Origin of the sequence: Paenibacillus mendelii, from assembly GCF_024498075.1 — a bacterium.
Classification (GTDB): domain Bacteria; phylum Bacillota; class Bacilli; order Paenibacillales; family Paenibacillaceae; genus Paenibacillus_Z; species Paenibacillus_Z mendelii.
In genome coordinates this window covers 782,575-804,992 of the sequence record NZ_JANHOF010000002.1, presented here as the reverse complement: position 1 = coordinate 804,992, position 22,418 = coordinate 782,575, and the positions used below count along the sequence as shown (strand labels likewise).

The window sequence follows — 22,418 nt, the reverse complement described above, 5'->3', positions numbered from 1 at the left end:
TTAAGGAAGAAAACTGCGTCACCTAGGTTTCATCATGCAGGTATTATATCACAGGTGGTAAGTGCGCGAGCTTATGTTACAATTCGGATGGACGGATGCAGCAATCAACGTGGAGGAGCGGTTATGAAATTTCGGATGCTATACCGGCAATACTTGAAGAACAATATGTTCTTTAAACTGATTTTACTGTTCGCTTGCATTACCATCCTGACGATTGTCACGCTCTCTTATTTTCTATATACGAATATGACCGGGTCGATAACCCGTAATGAGCTGGATAAGCAGAAGCAGGCGATGGAGAGCGTGGATTCATTCATCAACGGTAAGTTTGAATCCGTGCAAGCGTACGTTACGGATATATATCGAGATGCGCCTTTATCTCAGAATATCTATTATTTACTTAAGAATCCCTTTGATGACTATCTTAAGTATCGGCTGGATAAGTATTATTCCGACGATGTTTGGACAGGACTCAACAATGGCTTGGAATATTTTCAAAGAAAACTGGATCGGGATGCGGATATACAGAACCTGATCGTGTACAGCGCAGAGCGTCAATATATGTACGTGTATAATCAGGGGGCAGCTTCACGCCTCATCGAGACGAATGCCTCCCGATCTTATATTCCCGATGTAATGGCTATGGAAACTGGCAGCGTAACGGCGCCGAATCCATGGATACGTCAGGCAATCGGACAGAAAGATCCCGAGATCTATTCGGTTCGAACCCCCATTAATGACATGCGAACCCTTAAGAATATCGGGCAGCTGGTCGTCTACTTCAATTCCGAAGGAATTAAGAGGGCACTCACAAGCTTCGATGAACCATTAACGGGGTATGTATTGGTTATGTCTACGGATGGTCAAGTCATCTTCGATTCATCGGGTCGCTATTACGGCGGCCGTTATCCGTACGAAGATAAAATTAAGTCACTGTATGAAACGGCAATGCTGGAAGAAGAGTCCTATGTTACGACGCTCACAAGCAGAACAGGGTATATCGTGGTAGGCGTTGCGCCGAAGAGAGAAATTGAATCTGCCTACCATGGTCTCAAACGAACCATTATTATGATTAGCGCGGCCTGTATCTTGGTTGCCATTATTCTGCCTGCATTATTGGTCATTAATTTAGCGAAGAGGACGAACAATATTATCCGGTTCACGCGCAAGGTGAAGTCCGGCGAAATGACCGCACGCATACAGGATGACCGAGAGGATGAGCTTGGTCAAATATCGCGGAGCTTCAATGAGATGCTCGACGAGCTGGTCCGTTACATTAATCGGGTGTATAAGGCAGAAATTAAACAGAAGCACACGGAGCTGGCTGCCATCCAGGCTAGAGTTAACCCCCACTTTCTGTATAACACGCTGGAAGTGATCCGGATGCGGGCGATTTCGCAAGGAGCGAAGGATGTCGGTGAAATGATCTATAGCTTGTCCACGTTATTCAAGAATCTTGTTCGGGCGCGATCCGTGTACACCTTGAAAGACGAGCTTGAAGCTTGCCGGCTGTACCTGGAGTTGTTCCGCATCCGGTATAAAGATAAGTTCACCTATGAAATTATTTGGGATGAACAGCTCGCAGATCGACAAATCATGCGCATGTCGTTGCAGCCGATTATAGAAAATTATATTATGCACGGTCTTCGTACGGAGAGCTCGGATAACTTGGTGACGATCCGCGTCACGGAAGATGAAGGCATACTTTGCATAAAGGTCCAAGACAACGGCTCGGGCATTACAGAAGACAAGCTCGAGAGCATTCGCAAAAGCTTTATATATCCAGACCCGGAGAGCGGGTCATTCGGCCTAAGCAGCATCCAGGAACGGCATAAACTGATGTATGGAAGTGATTCCGGCATCGATATTCAGAGTACAGTGGGAGAAGGAACGACGGTTACCTTCTGGTTTCCTGCTGTGGAAGGAGATGAAGCAGAGGATGTATAACGTGTTTATCGTGGACGATGAGCCGTTTATCATTGAAGGGTTATACGATATTCTCGATTGGTCGGAAATTGGGCTGACGATTACGGGACATGCGGAGAATGGACGTGCGGCATTGGAAGCCATGAAAGGCGTGCCTGTCGACATTCTGATCACCGATATCTCGATGCCGGTCATGAATGGGCTCGAGCTCATTCGTGAAGCCCGCGTAATGTTTCCGGAGCTGAAGGTCATTATCTTGAGCGGCTATAATGATTTCAAATACGTGAAAGAGGGTATAACGCTTGGGGTTGAGAATTATTTGCTCAAGCCGATTGATATTGATGAGCTTCAGGAAACACTAAAGGGGACGACGCGGAAGCTGGGTACGAATCGGATGCAGCGTGCGTTAGCTGAGTTCGATGTCCGCATTATCCGTGACAATGTATTATTTCGATGGCTAACCTGGCAGATATCTCCAGGAGTCATGCTCGAGCGGGCGGAACTGTTGAACATCGATTTGTCCCGGCCTTACATGATGGCCGTGCTCGTTCGAACCGATGCGGAAGCGGTGGATGCCTCTGAGGAGTTCGAGCGATTCTTCTCGGATACGCCGGGGGTTATTCCACTGCATAATGTTGATGGTGAACTGGTCCTAATCTTCACAATGGATGAGCCGGATCAGGAGATACCAGGCATAGAAGAAAGACTGCTTCAGGCAAGAAGCGTTCTTCAATCGCCGTCTGTTGTCCGTATCTCGCTCGGCAGCATTGAGCCCTTGGAGACGGCCGCTATCAGTTATACGAATGCCAAGCGCGCTCAGGAGTATTTCTTTCTCTACCCGGAAAGAGAGCTGATTGATTACAGTCAATTGCCTAGTGGAGGGGGAGAGACCGTATCCCGTCTGCCGATCGATTGGCCTGAATACGCGAAGTGGATCGTTGCTAAGGATAAGGAGAAGCTATTTACCCGGATTCAAGAAGATTACACACACCTGCGAAGCCTGAATGTGGTCTCACCGAAGGTGGTGCAGGGCATTACGCTGGAGCTTCTAATTCGCTTTAAGATGGAGCTTGAGGAGATTCGCCATGTGAACCAGCCTGATTTGTTTAAAGCCGGGTTCGAGCGGGTCATGAATGCCGAGACGATCGATGAGCTGGCCGATGCCGTGAAAGAGGCGGCAGACATGACAATCGACGCATTGGTGAGGGATGTCAAGAGCCCGATTATCCAACAGGTCCTCCACCATATCCATGCCCACTATGCGGAAAGCCTTTCCTTGAAGGCTCTGGGTCAGGAGTATAACATCCATCCCGTCTATTTGGGTCAGCTCTTTCATAAGGAAACGAACGAAACGTTCACGGAATATATCAATAAATACCGGATCGAGAAGGCGAAGGAGCTGCTCAAGGATTCGCGGTTAAAGGTACATGAAATATCACGGCAGGTAGGTTATTGGGAAGCCGGTTATTTCAACAAGCAATTCAAAAAATATGTCGGAATTTCGCCAACGGATTATAAAGGACTGCTCTGATTGTACTTGGAGCGGTCCCTTTTCTTTATTTTGTACCGTATAGCTTTAATTCCTCGTCTATTTGTAAGTGGTTTCATCAGGTAATCTAAATGTAGCCCTTAAACCATCTAATTAGGTGCAGGATTGAAAGCAAGCTTACGCATACGAGGTGGGTTAACTTCGTAAAACCTGAGGAGGATCGACTCATGAGACAAAAGAAAAAGATGTTATCCGTTCTGTCGTTGTTGCTGGCCTTTACGCTCGTACTGAGCGCTTGTGGAGGCGGCAAGAATGACACAGGCTCGGCTAACACAGGCGACAAAGGAACGAATGCTTCCGGAGGCGGCAGTGCAGAGCCAGTTGAACTGATCTGGTACACGATCGGTACGCCGCAGAAGGATACGGACAAGGTTATGGAAGAGGTCAGCAAATATACGAAAGAAAAAATAGGTGTCACGGTCAAAATGAAATTGATCGACTTTGGTGACTATTCCCAAAAAATGCAGGTTAACGCGGCATCCGGCGAACCGATGGACATTCTCTTCACATCGTCATGGGCGTTCGATTACGTGCAGAACGCGCGTAAAGGCGCATTCATGGAGCTGGACGAGCTGCTTGAGAAACATGGACAAGGCATTAAAGAAACCCTTGATCCTGCGTTCCTGAGCGGTTCCAAGGTTGATGGTCATAACTACGGCATCCCGGCGAACAAAGAGCTGCCGGCCCAAGAAGTATGGCGCTTTAACAAAAATCTGGTAGATAAGTACAAGCTGGACATTACGAAGGTGCGCTCGCTTGAAAGCTTGGAGCCACTGCTCAAGACGATTAAAGAAAACGAGCCGAATATTACGCCATTCGCGATTCATAAAGATTACGGTCCGCTTACGCCTTATGATTTCGTCATTCAAGGTCTTCCGATGGGGGTTCACTTAGATTCCACGGATCTGAAGGTCGTAAACGTTCTTGAATCACCGGAAATGAAAGAAGCGCTGAAGACAATGCGCAAGTACTATCAAGCTGGATATGTATCGCCTGAAGCAGCTACCATCACGTCGACATCGGATCTGATGACAGCCGGCACTTGGTTTGCGGACCGCGCGTCGACGCAGCCATTCGCAGACAATTCTTGGTCGCAAAGCTATGGTTATCCGGTTGTATCGACACCGGCGGATGACCCAACCATCTATAACTGGTCGGTAATGGGTTCGATGCAGGCGATCTCAGCGAACTCCGATCATCCGGAAGAAGCTATGAAATTCCTGAACCTGTTGAATACCGACGTATACCTCCGCAACATGGTTGACTCGGGTATCGAAGGTACGCACTACAAGAAGCTTAGCGAGAATGTCATGGAGAACCTGCCAGAATCCAAAAATTACGACATGGCAACCTTCGCTCTTGGTAACGTGATGCTGACTTACTTGAACCCGAACGACCCAACGAACAAATGGGAAGAGTTCAAGAAATTCAATGAATCCGGCAAGCCTGCACCACTCCTTGGTTTCAACTTCGATACATCGAAGGTAAGCACGGAGCTTGCATCCGTACAGAACGTGAAAGCGGAAGTATGGTCGGCTCTAATGACCGGCAGCGTAGATCCAGACAAATATCTGCCGAAAGCCATTGAGAAATTCAAAGCGGCCGGCTTGGATAAAATCATAGCGGAAGCTCAAAAGCAAGTGGACGCTTGGAAAGCGACCCAATAAGAATTGAGCAGATTGGGCGAATGGCAGCATTCGCCCGATCTTTTTCTTGGGGAATATAGCGTATGCTTCCGAAGCGAGTTCTCGGTCCGCACGGGGACTCGCTTGGGAAGCATATGACAGGTGGATCGGATGCTTCCAAGACTCGGCTTGAGTCGGGTGATACCACGCAAAAACGGAGTATATGCTTACGAAGTAAGTTTTTGCTCGACCATGTCGGGCGATACCACGCAAAAACGGAGTATATGCTTACGAAGTAAGTTTTTGCTCGACATAGTCGGGTGAACCACGCAAAAACTTTTAGGAGGGACCTTATGAACGCGATCGGGCGGTTTTTGAAAGACGTCTTCAAGAATAGAGCCATGCTCCTCTTTGTATTGCCGGCTACGGTATGGTTTCTCTTCTTTTCTTATTTGCCGATGCTGGGGACGATCGTTGCCTTCAAGCAATATCGGTTCAGTAAAGACGGTTTCCTGGCCAGTATTATAAATAGCGAATGGGTCGGCTTCGATAATTTCAAGTTCCTGTTTGCGACGAAAGATGCGTATATCATTACGCGCAATACGCTGCTTTATAATATGGTCTTTATCGTCTTCGGCCTTATTATCGCGGTTGGATTTGCGATTATTCTATCTCAAATCGTGAACAAACGGCTGGCGAAGCTTTACCAGACCGGAATGTTCATGCCCTACTTCCTATCTTGGGTTATCGTTGGATATTTCACCTTCACATTCCTCAGCATGGACCGTGGGATGCTGAATCAGATCTTGAACTTCTTTGGTCTCGAATCAATCCAGTGGTACTCGGAGGCCAAGTATTGGCCGCTTATTCTGGTGCTGGTCAACTTCTGGAAGATCATCGGCTATAACAGTGTCGTGTATTTGGCAGCCATTATGGGGATCGATAAGTCTCTGTACGAAGCAGCTATGATTGATGGAGCAAATAAGTGGCAACAGATCCGCCGAATTACGATTCCGATGCTCATGCCGCTTATGACCATTCTGACGCTGCTGGCAATCGGACGGATTTTTTACGCGGACTTCGGATTGTTCTATCAGGTTCCTCGCGACTCAGGGACGCTGTATTCCGTTACCAATGTTATCGATACGTACGTGTACAGAGGATTGAAAGTTACAGGTGAAATCGGCATGACTACGGCAGCCGGCTTATATCAATCGCTTGTAGGCTTCATTCTCGTGATCACGTCCAACTATATTGTGCGAAGATTCAATAAAGACAACGCCTTGTTCTAAATCAAGCGCCATCCCATTATGAAAGGAGTTTGGGCCGTGTTTAAACGAAAAAAAAGCCGTGACTTCCATGAGCTTACGCCGGCATGGAACTTAATTTTCAACCTCACTGCAGGTATATTCGCATTCATATGCGTGTTTCCGTTTCTCTTCGTGACCATCATCTCCTTTACAGACGAAAAGACGCTGGCTCGCAACGGGTACGATTTGTTTCCAGAGAAATGGAGCATTGAGGGCTACCGGTATGTGTTTCAAACCGGCGATACGCTGCTTCGGGCTTACGGTGTCACCGTCTTCATCACGGTTGTCGGCACGCTGATCAGCTTGATCTTCATATCGTTGTTCGCCTATGCGATTTCAAGAAAGAGCTTCAAGTTCCGTAATTTCTTCTCGTTCTTCGCCTTCTTCACGATGCTCTTCAACGGCGGGCTCGTGCCAACCTATATCGTATCTACGCAGCTGCTAGGCTTGAAGGATTCCATCTGGGCACTCATTCTGCCAATGGCTGTCAATGCCTTCTATATCATGATCATGCGAACCTTCTACAGCACGATGGTTCCGGATGCCATCATTGAGTCAGGTAAAATGGACGGCGCAGGAGAGCTGCGGATTTTCACGAAGCTCGTGCTTCCGCTGTCATTGCCAGGTCTAGCTACAATTGCCTTGTTCAGCACGCTGGGTTACTGGAACGATTGGTTCAATGCCCTGCTGTACATTGACGATCCGAATCTGGTACCGCTGCAATCCATGCTGATGCGGATTGAAACGAGTATGCAGTTCATTATGCAAAATTCCCAGAACAGCTCGCTTAGCACCGGTCTGCTTCAAAATATGCCGCAGGATACAGCGCGTATGGCAATGGTCGTATTAGCTACCGGGCCGATCATTCTTGCGTATCCTTTCTTCCAACGTTACTTCGTCCAAGGCCTGACGATCGGCGCCGTGAAAGAATAATGGCAGCGGAGTAGGAGATTTAGGTTGGATCATCGAAGTAAATAGGTTGTATCCCTATCATCATGATTACCAATAAAGGAGCAATCTGACATGGAGCAATTTAGACTGCCTAAAATCCCGATGCCGCCGCTCGCCCTGCCGCGTGCCGTGCAGGACGTACTCGCGGAAGCGGAAGAGAAGCTGGCGCATCGTCCAAAGCTGTTGAAGCTGTTTAAGAACTGCTTTCCGAATACGCTGGAGACAACGACCAAGCTGATGGAGGATGGAACGACCTTCGTCATTACGGGAGATATTCCCGCCATGTGGCTGCGTGACTCGGTGGAGCAGGTTATTCAATATGTTCCGCTCGCGAAGGACGATGCCGATCTTCAGCGGATTATCAGCGGGCTGATCAAACGGCATATGACGTGCATTCTGCACGACCCGTATGCGAATGCGTTTAATGAAACGGCGAACGATTGGCACTGGGATTCTGCCGACGTGACCGATATGTCCCCGTGGGTGTGGGAGCGCAAATTCGAGCTGGACTCGTCTTGCTTCTCCATCCGTCTTGCTTACCACTATTGGAAGGAGACGGGACGGGCGGATATTTTCGATACGGGATTCAAGGCAGCGATGCTGCGAATTGTGGAGCTGTGGAGGATCGAGCAGCGTCACTTCGAGCAATCGCCTTACCGGTTTACGCGCGACAATGGCGTTCCGACAGACACGCTTCGCAACAACGGTCTAGGTATGCCGGTTAATTATACAGGGATGATCTGGTCGGGCTTTCGTTCAAGCGACGATGCGTGCGACTTCCATTACAATATTCCAGATAATATGTTTGCTGTTGTTTCGCTGCGCCAGATGGGTGAAATCGCGGAGTGGGTATTCCGGGACTTGGCGCTTGTCAAAGAGCTTAAGCGTCTGGAGGAGGATGTCGATCACGGCATTCAATTGTACGGTATTTATAAGCATCCTGAATTCGGCCCAATCTATGCTTATGAAACAGACGGGTATGGAAATTACTGTCTGATGGACGATGCGGGGACCCCTGGACTGATGTCCATCCCGTATCTCGGGTATACGACGGCGGATGACCCGATTTATCAAAATACGAGAAGATTCGCGCTCAGCAAACAAAATCCGTTCTATTATGAAGGCACACAGGCGCGCGGTATCGGCAGTCCGCATACGCCGCCGAACTATATTTGGCATATGGCGCTGTCTATGCAAGGCTTGACGGCCTCGACGACTGATGAGAAGCTGGCGATGATCGCAATGCTGGAAGCGACGGACGCAGATACGGGATATATGCATGAAGGGTTTCATGCCGATGACCCGGCTACATTCACAAGAAAGTGGTTTGCATGGTCGAACAGTTTATTTTCACTTCTCGTCTATCGAGCTATGAAGGAAGGGATACTATGAGCCGTCCAATCATCATATTTAGCGACCCAGCCTTCCCGGGGGGAAATCACGATAAATCGAATTTAACAGCCGCACAGGGCTTGGCTGGCATCGGTACAGTAGTTGATGCTGCTAGTTTGGCGGAATCGCTGCAGGCCGTTCAAGGAGAGGGTGCGGGCGGGTGTTTCATCAACCTGCATGCGCCATACTTTCCGAAGGCGGCATGGGAAGCGATTCTCGCCTTTTTGCGCGCTGGCGGAGGCTTGGTTAGCATAGGCGGGGCGCCATTCAAGCGTCCGGTTCGTATGGAAGACGGGCAGTGGCTGGTGGAGGCGGAGCAGACCGCATATCATCAACAGCTGAATATTCATGAAACGCTGCCCGTGGATGGGAAACGGGTGGAGACGCTTGCCGCGCTGGCGGAGATCCCGCTGTTCTCGGGGTATGAATCGTTGTTTGAAGCGGGTGCGGACACATGGAATCTAGTGCCGCATGTCACCAAAACCAGTGATCTGCCGCATCAGATGGGATCAGCCGGTCCGATGGATGCCCGCTTGTATCCAGTATTGAAGGGTGTGACGGGAGAAGGACGCGAAGTAGCGGCTCCTGCTGTCTTATGGGAGAATACGAACGGCGCGTTCGGCGGCGGCCGCTGGCTGCTGGTGAACACGCCGCTTACTTCTGCCTTCTGGGCTGGAAGCGGAGCAGAAGCACTCAGCCAATGGGCAAGCTATTGCGGGCGCGGCGTGACTGAACTGTGGGTGAAGCCGAATTATGCATCATTCGAGCCAGGTGAACGGCCGATGCTGACACTGCAGACGCAATCGCTTGCACGTTCTACAAAGGCAGTCACAACGAGCTGGACGTTCAGCTTGGCGCTGACCAAAGAAGGCGATTCGTCGCCTTGCTGGACCCATCCGTTCACGACGGAGGTTTCCGGCAAGCTGGATATTAAGCGAATTTCGGTACCGGTCGAGGTCGAGAGCGGTTACTACCGTCTCGTATGCAGGGCGGAGTCGGAAGACGGCGAGATGCGCATCCTTCGACAAGGCTTCTGGGGTGTTGACCGTCAGATGCTGCGCGAAGGAGAGCCGGTAAGCTGCGGACGGGATTATTTTGAGAAGGATGGACGTCCGCTGCCCGTTGTTGGCATGACCTACATGACGTCGGATGTAGCCCGGAAGTTTCTGTTCCTGCCTAATGCGGATGTATGGGACCGGGATATGGCTGCCATGCGCAAAGCCGGGATCAACTGGATCCGCACCGGTATATGGACGGCTTACCGCAATGTGATGCAGGTGGACGGCCACGCTTCGGAAGAAGCGCTGCGCGCAATCGATGCCTTTATTATGACGGCGAAGAAGAATGATTTGCAGCTGACGTTCACCTTCTTCTCCTTTACGCCGGAGACATGGGAGGGTACGAACCCTTACCTCGATCCGCGCAGCGTGGAAGCACAGAAGCGGTTCGTCCGTTCCATTGTTTCTCGCCATAGAGACACGAAGAACGTCGATTGGGACTTGATTAACGAGCCGTCGATGTTCGATCCGGAGAAGATCTTCTCCGACGGGCCGCGGTCATGCCGTGATCCGTTCGAGCAGACGGCTTACGTGGAATGGCTGGAGAAGCGTCATGGGTCTATCGCCCTTCTCCAGGAACGCTGGAATATGACGCCGGAGCAGCTGCCTTCGTTCAACGCTGTGAAAGTACCGGATTCCGGTGAGGTCAACTTCGACGTGCAGGATATGCACTCGGGGAAGAAGGGCACACGATGGCTGGACTACTGCTTGTTCTCGATGGAGATGCATAATCGCTGGGCGAAGCAGCTTTATGAGGCGATCAAGGAGGAATGTCCGGATCATATGGTTACGGTCGGACAGGATGAAGGACTAGGCGCTCAGCGCCCTTCTCCGCTCTTCTATGGGGAAGCGGTCGATTATACGACTGTACACTCGTGGTGGCTGAACGACCAGCTTGTATGGGACGGCGTCTTTGCCAAAACATTGGATAAACCGAATCTGGTTCAGGAGACCGGCATCATGTACGTGGAAACGCCGGAAGGCCGTGCGAAACGGTCGGAAGCAGAGCTGCGGAACATCCTGGAGCGCAAGTATGCGTATGCCTTCGCAACAGGCGGCGCCGGTGCGGTGCAGTGGATTTGGAATACGAACTTCTACATGGATAATGCGAATGAATCGCATATCGGGGCGCTTCGGGCCGACGGAACAGAGAAACCGGAAGCGGACGTATCCTACGACTTCGGACAGTTCATGGAAGAGATTCGCGATCTGTTCCGCGAACGGAAGCTGGAAGAGACGGTTATTATTTTCCCGTATTCGAATGATTTCTCGAATCGCAAGCTGGCATTCGATGCGACGACAAGGTCCGTACGGGTATGGGCTTATGATCTGAATATGCCAATTCGCGGCATTTCGGAATATGACCTTGGGGTGTTAGAGCGCGAACCGGCCAAGCTGATTGTGCTCCCTAGCGCACATAATGTGGATGATGCGGCATTCGATGCCCTGATCGAACATGTGAAGAAGAGCGGGGCGACCTTGCTCGTGACGGGTCCGATCGGTATCGACGCATACTGGCGGCCGACGGAACGACTGGAGCAGGAGCTCGGCGCTGGCATGCTGTCCAATGTGCTGCGGGAGGAAACGCTTGTACTTGGCGATCGGCAGTGGCCGGTTTCCTACGGCAGCCGCCGGATTGCTCAGCTGTTCAAGGAAGTACGGGGAGGCGAAGCGAACCGCATGGGCGACGCTCTCGTCGAAGTGGAGCTCGGCCGGGGGCGTCTGCTGTGGAGTCCGCTGCCGGTTGAGCTGAATGACCGGACGGAGCCTGTTGCCGCTTTGTACCGCCACGCGGCTGCCGCTGCGGGCGTGAACGAGCCGCTGGAATGGCTGCAGGGTGGAGATCTGCCCGGCGTATATGGGCGAAAACTGGCATTCAAAGACGGCTCTCTGTTCGTGTTCGTATCTGAATACGCCTTCGATGCCGATATTGAAGTCAAGGATGCGGAATCGGGTGCAACCTATTCCTTCCTGCTGGAGCGGGAGCGCTCTGTGCTCTTCGCGACGGATGCGCAAGGGCGTTTGAAGTCCGTTTACCGGCCGCATGAAGTTCGCGTCAACGTGAAATAATCGGCCTGGCAGACATGGGTTAAAGTCGTGTTGAGCCGGCGGCGCCGTCCTAAGGGAGGCGCCGACCGGTTTTTTTCAAGAAAGGAGTGCAGCGCACACATGGATAAACAGCGAAAGGCCCACATTATTTCCCATACCCACTGGGACCGGGAATGGTATTTGCCTTATGAGAAGCACCACGTTTTGCTCGTGAAGCTGATGGATACGCTAATCGACACCTTGGAGAACGATCCGGAATACAGAAGCTTCTATCTGGACGGCCAGACGATTATTCTGGAGGATTATTTGCAGGTGCGGCCGGAGAATCGGGAGCGGCTGGCAACGTTGATAAAGGAGGGGCGCATCTTCATCGGCCCGTGGTATATATTGCAGGATGCGTTCCTGACGAGCAGTGAAGCGAACGCCCGGAATTTGCAGATCGGCCATCAAGACGCAGCGCGCTGGGGAACGATCGCGAAGGTCGGGTATTTTCCGGACACGTTCGGCAATATCGGCCAGGCGCCGCAGATGATGCGGCAGGCAGGCATCGACAATGCCGTGTTCGGCAGGGGCGTCAAGCCGACGGGCTTTAATAATACAGTGGCGGATTCCGAATATGAATCGTCGTTCTCCGAGCTGATCTGGGAAGGTCCGGACGGCTCGCAGGTGCTCGGCATCCTGTTTGCGAACTGGTACTCCAACGGCAATGAAATCCCGACGGACGAGGCGGAAGCGAAGCTGTACTGGGAACGCAAGCTGGCCGACGCGGAGAAGTACGCGTCGACCGGTCAGCTGCTGTACATGAACGGCTGCGATCATCAGCCGATTCAGCAGGATTTGGCCGAGGCGCTGCGGACAGCCCGCCGCATTTACCCCGACACAGAGTTTGTCCATTCGAACTTCACAGACTATCTGGCTTCGGTCCGGGAATCGCTTGGACGTGAGCTGTCCGTCGTTAAGGGCGAGCTGCGCAGCCAGCGGACGGATGGCTGGTCCACGCTGGTGAATACCGCTTCCTCCCGCGTCTATCTGAAGCAGATGAATCAGGCAGGGCAAGCCATGCTGGAGAAAGTGGCCGAGCCGCTTGCAGCTTACGCCTATCTGCTAGGGGAGGAATATCCGCATCATCTATTCACGTATGCGTGGAAGACGCTCATGCAGAACCATCCGCATGACAGCATTTGCGGCTGCAGCGTGGACGAGGTTCACCGCGAAATGGTGACGCGCTTCGAGAAGAGCCGCCATGTTGCGGAGACCATTGTGGATGCCAGCAAGCATGCGATTGCGTCAAGGATCGATACGACTGCTTTTGCAGCGTATGGGGCAGATGCGCTGCCGGTAGTCGCGTTCAATACGACTGGCTGGTCGAGATCGGGCGTCGTTGCGATCGAGGCGGATGCGGAGCGGCTGTACTTCCGCGACGGGGTGCCTCTCCCTGAGATCAACCGGCGCATGAAGGCGGTCGATCTGACCGGACGTGTGCTGGTTGATGATGCCGGGCGGACCATTCCTTGCAAGGTGGAGGATTTGGGCTTGCAGTTCGGCTATGATCTGCCGGATGACAAGTTTCGTCAGCCTTATCAAGCTCGCCGCGTTCGCCTGACGTTCGAAGCGGAGCACGTGCCCGCGCTCGGACATCGGACCTATGCCTGGGTGCGTAAGACGGAGAACGGCACCGCGTCGAGTGCGGTTGCTGCAGGTTCGGAGAGCATTTCGCTTCTGCGCGGAGATCGCGCACTGGAGAACGAGCTGATTCGAGTTGAGATTGCCAAAGACGGCTCGCTCGAATTGACGGATAAGTCGACGGGACGCGTGTTCCGTGATTTGTGCGTGTACGAGGATACCGGGGATATCGGCAACGAGTACATGTATAAGCAGCCAAACGGAGAGAAGGCGCTGACCACCAAAGGACTAGCGGCTGATATACGCGTCATGGAGAATGAGGCTTACCGTGCAACTATTGAAATCGTGCACGAGTGGGCGATTCCCGCCGGAGCGGACGATGTGCTGGAAGAAGAACAGCGGGAGCTGGTCTATTTCCCTGAACGGAAGGCGCAGCGCGTCAGCGAGACGGTGCCGATGACGATTCGCACGCTGGTCAGCTTAAGCCACGGGGGAAGAGGAGTGGAGATTCGCACATCCTTCAATAACCAGGCGAAGGATCACCGCGTTCGGGCGTTGTTCCCGACCGATCTGGCGGCTGACTCGCATGCCGTGGACTCGATCTTCGAGGTCGCCGTACGCGACAATATGCCGTCGGCCGAGTGGACGAATCCGAGCAACTGCCAGCATCAGCAAGCGTTCGTCGATGTGAGCGGCACCGGAGCGGGCCTAACGGTCGCGAACCTTGGGCTTAACGAGTATGAAGTGCTCCGTGACGGGCGCAATTCGATCGCGGTAACGCTGCTTCGGTCGACGGGCGAGCTAGGCGACTGGGGATTGTTCCCAACGCCGGAGGCGCAGTGTCTAGGCGAGCATGAGGCCCGCCTGTTGATCGTGCCGCATAACGGCGACGGCTCGCTGTCGGGCGCTTATGCGGAAGCGTATCAGTTCCAGGTGCCTTGGACAGTATGCCCGGCGGAGCTGCACGAAGGAGCGCTTAAGCAGGTGTATGCACCGCTTGGCTGGGACGGCGACCGTCTTGCTTTCTCCTCGATGAAAGTGAGTGCAGGTTCGGGCGATGTCATGCTGCGTTGGTACAACATGAACGCGGTGCCGTCGGCGCTTGCGCTGACCTCGTCAATGGCGAGCGGGGGAAGCTACAAGAGCGATCTGCTGGAGCAGCAGGGTGCAACGCTGGTACAGGACAGCGGCAAACCGACCTTGGCGGTCGGTCCTTGCGAGATCGTTACCATAGGCTTGAAGATTGGAACGTAAATTGCAAAAGCCAATTAAGGCGGTCTCCTGCAGAGGAGGCCGCCTTACTATGTATGTGGGTGTGAGCCGTATGACATGAGATGAAATCATGTAATGAATACCCCTGCTTGTAGATGATTGTCTTCTCAAGTGAAGGTATGAGTGCGAAATAGGGCGCAATTCTTGCCTGGCAGGCTGTCCTTTCGTAGTGGAGCGGTTCATGGCGATCTGTTACAATATATGTAACAGAAGCCGGAGATGGAGCCGAACGCGACGAATGGTTCGCTAGCGGAGGCCGGCAAGGGAGACGAAAGATCGTGGATGATTTGCAAGGGGCTTCACGCTTCAATCGGCGGGCCATTAAAGTGGACGCGGCGCAGCGGCTCGTGCTTGAGGCCGCGTTGCCTGGACGTGTGGAGATGGTTCCGCTCGGACAGGCTTGCGGCAGGCGGCTTGGGGAGCCGCTGACGGTGACGTGCGACTGGCCGCCGTTCGCGCGCTCCGGATTGGATGGCTATGCCGTCCGAAGCGCGGATACGGCGCAGGCCTCGCCGAAGGAACCGGCGAGGCTGCGCGTTGTCGGCACGGTCGCCGCCGGCAAGCTTGCCTCGGCGACCGTCCAGCCGGGCACTGCCGTCCGCATCATGACCGGCGGGGCAGTGCCGGAAGGGGCCGATGCGGTCGTCATGCTGGAGCAGACCGCAGAGGCCCTGGAGGCCGGGCTGCCGGCGGTGCTGGTGAAGCGCGCCGCCCTGCCCGGCCAGAACATCGCGCAGCCTGGCGAGGAATTCCGCCGCGGCAGCGTGATTGCGGCGCCCGGCACGCTGCTCCGGCCGGGCCACGCTGCGCTGCTCGGCACGTTCGGCTATGCCGACGTGCCGGTGTACGCGCGCCCGCGCGTCGCGGTGCTCGCGACGGGCGCAGAGCTGCAGCCCGTCGAGGCGCCGCTCGCGCCGGGCTGCATCCGCGACAGCAACAGCGCCATGGTCGCGGCGCTGATCGAGCAATGCGGCGGCGTGCCGATCCAGCTCGGCCGCCTGGCTGACGAGCCTGAAGCCGTCGCGGCCGCGCTTGAGGAGGCGATGCTGCAGGCAGATGTCGTCGTGACGACGGGAGGCGTCTCCGTCGGCGATTATGATGTCATGGCGGCCATTATTCGCAGAATTCGCGAAGGCCGTTCGGAAACAGGCGTGGAGGCTGATGAGGAGCCCGCGAATAAGCTGCTTTTCGACAAAGTTTCCATGCGGCCGGGGAGCCCGACATCAGCGGCCCTGATGAACGGCAAGCTGTTGTTTGCCTTATCTGGCAATCCGGGCGCTTGCTTCGTCGGGTTCGAGCTGTTCGTGCGTCCTGCCCTGCAGCGTTTGCAGGGCAGCGAACCGGAGGCGTCACTGCCAGCGCAGGTCACCGCGAAGCTTGCTGCCGACTTCGACAAAGGCAGCCCTCACGAACGTTTCGTTCGCACCCGCCTGTATGTACATAGCGGTATCATTCACGCGGATCCGCTTGCTTTCGGCAAATCCAGCATGATGGCTTCCATCCCCGATGCGGATGGACTCATCCGTATTCCGGCAGGCTCGAGCGGCGCGGAGAGCGGCGCGCTGGTCGAGGTCGTCCTGCTGAACAACCGGATTCTTTGACAGGAGTCTGCAGCCGCAGCAAGAAAACCCGCGCCATGCTCCCAAGCTTGGTGCGGGTTTGGTGATCCGGTTAACCCCGATGGTTAACGACAAGCCCGGAAGGCTGAAGCTGCATATAGGGTTCCATGGAGGAACCGTATGCCGTTAAAGCTTCAAAGCCCGGGGCCATCAGATTGAGCAGGCGGCTTACAGGCCATTCAAGATATTGATCCAGCGCGTGAACGAGGGAGGCCGCAATGCCGGTCGTCCGGCTGGCGATCAAGCTGCGTACATCATCCGGACGGGCTTCCAAGGCGGCTTGAAAAGCTTTTTCCTGCAGCGTCCAGGCACCATCAGCCAACTCGGACAAGCCAATTCGCTCATAGCGGGTGCTGCGAAGTGCATGACTAACGACGAATTTCAAGGAAGGATCCAATACGCCAGCCCCTGCTTCAAAAGCTGCATTCAAGTGATTCATGTGGAGAATCAACGTCTTGATCGCGGCTTCAGAGTCGAACAAGGTTCCGCTTCCTGGTGCGCCCGGCACCAAGCTGTTCTGATTCCTAATGGCGGAGGCGGCTTTGCTCAGCTGCCGGCTTTCCTCCAGCCATGCGGCGGCCAGCTGGACGGCGTACTTCAGCGTTTGGACCCTATGTTGGGGCCAGCCATAGCCGTTACCGTCAAAGCCGCCATCCCGGTACGATTCAGCATCGTCGTTTAAATAAGGATAATAGGCATAAGGCATCACACGGGAGACCCGATCGATCCGGCTGTTCCGGGCTAATCCGGTCAAGGGGGGAACCTTCATCATCACCATCTACCTCCGATTTCGAAGCTTTATTTTCCATTTTAAAGATTAGTTTCCAATATGTATAGATACCTGGGCGCCCTATAGACAAGCTGCTGCCGGGCAAAAGCCCGCACCTCTCAGAATGCCGGATTACGCTTCCTGGGTGTGCAGGCTTCTATGCTACTACAGCAGAAGGAACAAGAAGGCGATTAGAGCGAGATCGATTGCGAATGCTCCGCCAAATGGATAATAGGGATAAGGCGCGTATGGATATGCTTTCGTTTCGGCCTTCTCGGCTTTTTTGACGGGCTCGTTCTTCTTGGACTTACGGCCCTTCTTGCTTTCCTTGCCCTGCAAATAAGGCGTATCGCCATGGGTTTCATGAGATGCGGGGGCGTTTCCGGACTCCTCGGGACCTTCGTTCAGATAAAGACGTCCTCCCACGCTGCGTGATATGACGCCGACATGCCGCTCTCCCTCTTTCGTGACGATACATACCGGCATGCCGCAAAACCTATTAATATGCTCCTCATGGAGCGGATATATTTGTTGCATTCGTCGATGACACCTCCTCTAGGATCTAGTAAGCAGTATATTCTCCCAGAGGCGGATGTGTATGGTTATATACCCAGTTCACGTTTGTTTTGAAGCAGAATGACGAAGGATAAGAGGGAGAGAGCGGCATGCCTCGAACAGCGGTGACCAAAAGACCCCGCACCCAGCAGCAAATAGGTACGGTGATGGCCATTATCGTACTGCTTGCTTCTGCTGGTTATGTGCTGTGGAACAGTAAATTCAAACCGGATTCAATTGTTCCCGTGAATGAGGTTTCGCAGCTCCGGCATGATGTTTCCATGGTATGGGATTGGATGGAGCCGGAGCTCGCGGGTGGTTCGAAGCGGGGGGAATGGTCCTTACGGTTAAATGGACAATGGACGATGGAGCAGGCTAATCGAGCAGCTGCTGAACTAGGGCTGACGCTCGAGCTATCGCCAGATGCTGCAACAGCTGCCCCGCGGCTTACTTATCGCGGTGAATTGGACCGCTCGGATGAGCAGCCATATAAGCTAAGCATGTGGCTGCAGTTGGATGACGAATCCGCTGAAGAAGCGGATGAGGCGGATAACCCGCCTGGCAAAGGTAAACCCCAAGTCTCAGGTAAGGCTGCTCCCTATGGGGATGCGGTACTCTTGCTCCAAGCGCCGGCAGGAATTCTGCGAACGCAGCTGATCGAAGCAGCGGCGAGGATCGAGCAGGCTGCCAAGCAAGCAGGAGGACATTATGAAGGCAGCTTCGCTGTCCGCGGCGAGCCGGAAGATCAAGCTGCCGCTCGGCGTATCGTACAGAAGGCTGCGGCAACCCGGCAGGAGGCCTACGACGACGGCCACACGGTGAGTATTGCCTATGCAAGCTCCAAGCTGAGGACCTCTATCATGAGCGGATCCAAACGGATCAACATGCAAATCGCCGAGGTGGACGGAGATGCCGGCATAGCAGCCCAAATCGTCGTCGGGGTACCGCTTATAACCGGTGATTATCGGGGACAGAATTAGGAATCGTTGACGGTTTGATTAGATTTTTTTATGGTTCTATGAATAGCATCTGAACGGTCAATATGCTAAACTACATAACATGATTGTTGAGAATTTGGGCATACCGAACCTATACAAATCCATTATGAAAGAATGAGGGAATAACCCACGTGAGCAAACAAGATGCTATTGCCGCAGCGGGAGCGGTGTATTACTTGTTCGGAGCAACAGGTGATTTGGCGCGACGGAAGCTGTTTCCCGCGCTGTTTAACTTATACAAGGAAGGCAAACTGGCGGAGGATTTCGCAGTAGTCGGACTTGCCCGCAGGCCCCGTACGAACGAACAATTCCGTGCGGACGTGTACGAATCAATCGGCGAGTTTAGCCGTCACAAGGTCGAGGACGCCGAGAAGTGGGACAAATTTGCCGAGCACTTTGTATATATGTCGCTCGATATTAATAATGTAGACGGTTTCCGTGAGCTGAACCGGTTGACAGAAGAGCTCGATGCCAAATTCAACATCCCGGGTAACCGTTTGTTTTACTTGGCGCTGGCGCCGGAGCTGTTCGGACCGGTGTCCTTTAATCTCCGCGACGGCGGTCTATTGGAGAGCACAGGCTGGAACCGGCTGGTGATCGAGAAGCCGTTCGGCTACAATCTTGAATCCGCGCGCAAGCTGAACGAGCAGCTTAGCCAGGTGTTCAAGGAGGAAGAGATTTACCGTATCGATCATTACCTCGGTAAGGAAATGGTCCAGAATATTGAAGTCATCCGGTTTGCGAATGCCTTCTTCGAGCCATTGTGGAACAACAAGCATATCGCCAATGTCCAGATTACACTGTCCGAGACGGTCGGTGTCGAAGAACGCGGCGGTTATTACGATAAATCCGGCGCTCTGCGCGACATGGCTCAGAATCATATGCTTCAGATGCTGGCCATGATCGCGATGGAGCCGCCTAGCCGTTTGCATCCGGAGGATATTCGCGATGAGAAGGTGAAGGCGCTCCGTTCACTTCGGCCATTCTCGAACAGCGATGAAGTTGCACAGCATGTCGTGCGTGGCCAGTATGCGGAAGGCTCCTTGAAGGGCAAGCCGCTGCGCGGTTATCGCCAAGAGGACTCGGTCTCGCCCGAGTCGGCGACCGAGACTTATTTTGCGGCGCGTGTATTTGTCGATAACTTCCGTTGGGCGGGCGTCCCGTTCTATATCCGGACGGGCAAGCGGCTGCCGGTCAAGACGACTGAGGTGGTCATCGAGTTTAAGAACGTGCCGGACAATGTTCTCTTCGCGCGCCGCCATGATTTGTCGCCGAACCTGCTTGTGATCCGGGTTAATCCGATTGAAGGCATCTATATCAAAATCAATGCCAAGAAACCGGGCGCGGACAATGTGGTTCAGCCGGTATCGATGGAATTCTGCCAAAGCTGCCAAATCGGCTTGAATACGCCGGAAGCGTATGAGCGCCTGATCTATGATGCGGCCCGTGGCGAATCGACCTACTTCACCCGCTGGGATGAGGTGGCGCAGGCTTGGCAATTCGTTGACCGGATTGCAGAGGCGTGGAAAGAAGACAGCTCCAAGCTGCATCATTACGCCGCAGGTTCATGGGGACCGGCGAGAACGGATGAGCTGCTTGCAGAAGACGGCTTTCATTGGTGGCCGGTGAACGGACAGGACGAAGATAACGTGATCTGGATTTCGGGGAATGAGAAGTAAAGACGTCCCCGCATTCTGCATATTCTAATAGGAAATGAATGAGCCGCAGCGGTTCGGATGAAATCTGAATCCTGAATCGGCGGCATGCAATTAACGAAGGGACATTACGATGAGCAAAACGTTAACTGATGAATTGAAACGAGAAGTGGAGAAACGGCGTACATTCGCCATTATCTCCCACCCGGATGCGGGGAAAACGACGCTGACCGAGAAGCTGCTGCTCTTCGGCGGCGCTATTCGCGAGGCAGGTTCGGTTAAGGCACGGAAGGCAAGCCGGCACGCAACGTCTGACTGGATGGAAATTGAGAAGCAGCGGGGGATCTCCGTTACTTCATCGGTTATGCAGTTCGACTACAGCGGACACCGCATCAATATCCTGGATACGCCCGGTCACCAAGACTTCAGTGAAGATACGTACCGGACGCTGACAGCTGCGGATAGCGCGGTGATGCTGATCGACGTCGCCAAAGGTGTCGAGGCACAGACCATTAAGCTGTTCCAAGTATGCAGCAAGCGGGGCATCCCGATCTTTACATTCATTAATAAGCTCGACCGCGAAGGGCAGAGCCCGTTCGATTTGATGGAAGAAATCGAGCAGGTGCTGGGGATCCGCTCGGTTCCGATGAACTGGCCGATCGGCATGGGACGTGAGCTGTGCGGCGTATACGACCGGATGAACAATCAGGTGGAGCTGTTCCAAGGTAACGACCATTCCAAGATTGAAGTGCGCAAGGTTGCCGATTACAGGGACCCGATCATTCGCGAGATGGCCGGCGAATATTTGCATGATCAGCTTATTCAGGATTTGGAGCTGCTGGACGTTGCCGGGGATCCGTTCGATTTCGATAAAGTCCGGGCCGGTGAATTGAGTCCGGTATTTTTCGGCAGTGCGGTGAACAATTTCGGTGTGCAGACGTTCCTTGAGAACTTTCTCAAGCTTGCGCCACAACCGACTTCACGCATGACCACTAACGGGGCAATCGAACCGACGAATGAGAAATTCTCCGGCTACATCTTCAAGATTCAAGCGAATATGAATCCTGCACACCGCGACCGGATCGCCTTCATGCGGATTTGCTCCGGCCGTTTCGACCGTGGCATGAGCGTGAAGCATGTGAGGGCAGGCAAGGATATCAAGCTGTCCCAGCCGCAGCAATTTCTGGCGCAGGACCGCGATATCGTTGAATCGGCGTATCCGGGCGATATTGTCGGTTTATTCGATCCCGGAATCTTCCGGATCGGTGACTCCTTGGCACAAGGCAGCGAGATCATCTTCGATGAGCTGCCGACGTTCTCGCCGGAAATCTTCGCGAAGGTAACGGTGAAGAACGCGCTGAAGCATAAGCAGTATCAGAAAGGGATCGACCAGCTGACCGAGGAAGGCACGATCCAAGTGTTCCGGACGACGAGCTTCGACGATACGATTCTCGGCGTTGTCGGACAGCTGCAGTTTGAGGTCTTCGAATACCGGATGCGCGCCGAGTACGGCGTCGAAATCCAATTGCAGCGGATGCCGTTCCAATTCGCGCGTTGGATTATCGATGATAAGATCGATCCGACCAAATATCGGATTAACTCAACGCTCGTGAAAGACAAGAAGGATAACTACGTGGCCTTGTTCGAGAACGAGTATGCAATGCGTACCGCAATGGACAAGAATCCAACCTCCAAGTTTTTGGAGATGGCGCCATAAAGTAATAAGTCCCATCTAGTGGGAAAACACCAAAATGACGTACAAACTGACAACAGTTTGTACGTCATTTTTCTTTAGTTATAGATGGGCATTCTATTTTGCTGAGCCGGAACAGCTTAGTCAACTCCGCAGCGGACCATAGCCCTCTCTGCGTTGTAACGCCCATAAATGGTCTAACAGCAGGCTATAGCATCCAGAAGTAATGCTGTAAGGCCAATTATTACCGTTTCAGCGGTCGAATCGAAGTTTTTCAATCGCAATCTGGAGCTGTAACGCCTATAAACGGCGTTACAGCAGGGCGTCGCGTTCGGAAGTGGATGTGTAAGACCCAAAATTACCGTTACAGCTTT

The 22,418-nt window shown here is 53.3% G+C and carries 14 protein-coding genes; 12 read left to right on the top strand and 2 right to left on the bottom strand.

Features of this window, described 5'->3' with window-relative positions:
* The first annotated feature begins 123 nt into the window (after positions 1 to 123).
* The 9 genes from NNL21_RS10845 (at position 124) to NNL21_RS10805 (ending at position 16,356) form a co-directional block, all read left to right on the top strand.
* Complete coding sequence (locus NNL21_RS10845) at positions 124 to 1,947, top strand: cache domain-containing sensor histidine kinase (RefSeq protein ID WP_204816859.1); 1,824 nt, start codon at positions 124 to 126, stop codon at positions 1,945 to 1,947.
* A complete protein-coding gene (locus NNL21_RS10840; RefSeq protein ID WP_204816860.1) occupies positions 1,940 to 3,457 on the top strand; it encodes a response regulator transcription factor in 1,518 nt (505 codons plus the stop codon). The genes NNL21_RS10845 and NNL21_RS10840 overlap by 8 nt, the downstream gene beginning before the upstream one ends.
* Before the next feature lie 185 nt (positions 3,458 to 3,642).
* The gene (locus NNL21_RS10835; RefSeq protein ID WP_204816862.1) at positions 3,643 to 5,142 is read left to right on the top strand and encodes an ABC transporter substrate-binding protein; all 1,500 of its coding nucleotides are present in this window, start codon (positions 3,643 to 3,645) and stop codon (positions 5,140 to 5,142) included.
* A gap of 311 nt (positions 5,143 to 5,453) precedes the next feature.
* Positions 5,454 to 6,392, top strand: a complete 939-nt coding sequence (locus NNL21_RS10830; protein ID WP_204816864.1) for an ABC transporter permease — start codon at positions 5,454 to 5,456, stop codon at positions 6,390 to 6,392.
* 36 nt (positions 6,393 to 6,428) lie between these two features.
* On the top strand, positions 6,429 to 7,343 hold the full coding sequence (locus NNL21_RS10825) for a carbohydrate ABC transporter permease (RefSeq protein WP_256555159.1): 915 nt from the start codon (positions 6,429 to 6,431) through the stop codon (positions 7,341 to 7,343).
* 90 nt (positions 7,344 to 7,433) lie between these two features.
* A complete protein-coding gene (locus NNL21_RS10820; protein ID WP_204816867.1) occupies positions 7,434 to 8,753 on the top strand; it encodes a glycoside hydrolase family 125 protein in 1,320 nt (439 codons plus the stop codon).
* On the top strand, positions 8,750 to 11,881 hold the full coding sequence (locus tag NNL21_RS10815) for an alpha-amylase family protein (RefSeq protein WP_204816868.1): 3,132 nt from the start codon (positions 8,750 to 8,752) through the stop codon (positions 11,879 to 11,881). The genes NNL21_RS10820 and NNL21_RS10815 overlap by 4 nt, the downstream gene beginning before the upstream one ends.
* 99 nt (positions 11,882 to 11,980) lie before the next feature.
* Positions 11,981 to 14,737 (top strand): alpha-mannosidase, encoded by a 2,757-nt coding sequence (locus NNL21_RS10810; RefSeq protein ID WP_204816869.1) that lies wholly within the window; start codon positions 11,981 to 11,983, stop codon positions 14,735 to 14,737.
* 296 nt (positions 14,738 to 15,033) lie between these two features.
* On the top strand, positions 15,034 to 16,356 hold the full coding sequence (locus NNL21_RS10805) for a molybdopterin molybdotransferase MoeA (protein WP_256555158.1): 1,323 nt from the start codon (positions 15,034 to 15,036) through the stop codon (positions 16,354 to 16,356).
* 70 nt (positions 16,357 to 16,426) lie between these two features.
* Here the strand turns inward: NNL21_RS10805 and NNL21_RS10800 are convergent, their stop codons facing one another.
* Complete coding sequence (locus tag NNL21_RS10800) at positions 16,427 to 17,146, bottom strand: hypothetical protein (RefSeq protein ID WP_204816870.1); 720 nt, start codon at positions 17,144 to 17,146, stop codon at positions 16,427 to 16,429.
* 162 nt (positions 17,147 to 17,308) lie between these two features.
* The gene (locus NNL21_RS10795) at positions 17,309 to 17,680 is read right to left on the bottom strand and encodes a hypothetical protein (protein ID WP_204816871.1); all 372 of its coding nucleotides are present in this window, start codon (positions 17,678 to 17,680) and stop codon (positions 17,309 to 17,311) included.
* A 128-nt stretch (positions 17,681 to 17,808) separates the two neighbouring features.
* Between NNL21_RS10795 and NNL21_RS10790 the strand changes: the two genes are divergently transcribed.
* The 3 genes from NNL21_RS10790 to NNL21_RS10780 all read left to right on the top strand — a co-directional run bounded on the left by NNL21_RS10790 (position 17,809) and on the right by NNL21_RS10780 (position 22,068).
* Positions 17,809 to 18,678 (top strand): YwmB family TATA-box binding protein, encoded by an 870-nt coding sequence (locus NNL21_RS10790; RefSeq protein WP_204816872.1) that lies wholly within the window; start codon positions 17,809 to 17,811, stop codon positions 18,676 to 18,678.
* Between the two features lie 149 nt (positions 18,679 to 18,827).
* Positions 18,828 to 20,375, top strand: coding sequence for a glucose-6-phosphate dehydrogenase (gene zwf / locus NNL21_RS10785; RefSeq protein ID WP_256555157.1), 1,548 nt, complete (start codon positions 18,828 to 18,830; stop codon positions 20,373 to 20,375).
* 109 nt (positions 20,376 to 20,484) lie between these two features.
* Positions 20,485 to 22,068 carry a peptide chain release factor 3 gene (locus NNL21_RS10780; RefSeq protein WP_204816873.1) on the top strand — a complete coding sequence of 528 codons (1,584 nt, stop codon included), beginning with the start codon at positions 20,485 to 20,487 and terminating at the stop codon, positions 22,066 to 22,068.
* Positions 22,069 to 22,418 lie beyond the last annotated feature (350 nt).

Coding starts and splice junctions, on each gene's coding strand:
- NNL21_RS10845 (WP_204816859.1), top strand. CDS start 124: ATGAAATTTCGGATGCTATACCGGCAATACTTGAAGAACAATATGTTC.
- NNL21_RS10840 (WP_204816860.1), top strand. CDS start 1,940: ATGTATAACGTGTTTATCGTGGACGATGAGCCGTTTATCATTGAAGGG.
- NNL21_RS10835 (WP_204816862.1), top strand. CDS start 3,643: ATGAGACAAAAGAAAAAGATGTTATCCGTTCTGTCGTTGTTGCTGGCC.
- NNL21_RS10830 (WP_204816864.1), top strand. CDS start 5,454: ATGAACGCGATCGGGCGGTTTTTGAAAGACGTCTTCAAGAATAGAGCC.
- NNL21_RS10820 (WP_204816867.1), top strand. CDS start 7,434: ATGGAGCAATTTAGACTGCCTAAAATCCCGATGCCGCCGCTCGCCCTG.
- NNL21_RS10815 (WP_204816868.1), top strand. CDS start 8,750: ATGAGCCGTCCAATCATCATATTTAGCGACCCAGCCTTCCCGGGGGGA.
- NNL21_RS10810 (WP_204816869.1), top strand. CDS start 11,981: ATGGATAAACAGCGAAAGGCCCACATTATTTCCCATACCCACTGGGAC.
- NNL21_RS10800 (WP_204816870.1), bottom strand. CDS start 17,146: ATGATGAAGGTTCCCCCCTTGACCGGATTAGCCCGGAACAGCCGGATC.
- NNL21_RS10795 (WP_204816871.1), bottom strand. CDS start 17,680: ATGCAACAAATATATCCGCTCCATGAGGAGCATATTAATAGGTTTTGC.
- NNL21_RS10790 (WP_204816872.1), top strand. CDS start 17,809: ATGCCTCGAACAGCGGTGACCAAAAGACCCCGCACCCAGCAGCAAATA.
- NNL21_RS10780 (WP_204816873.1), top strand. CDS start 20,485: ATGAGCAAAACGTTAACTGATGAATTGAAACGAGAAGTGGAGAAACGG.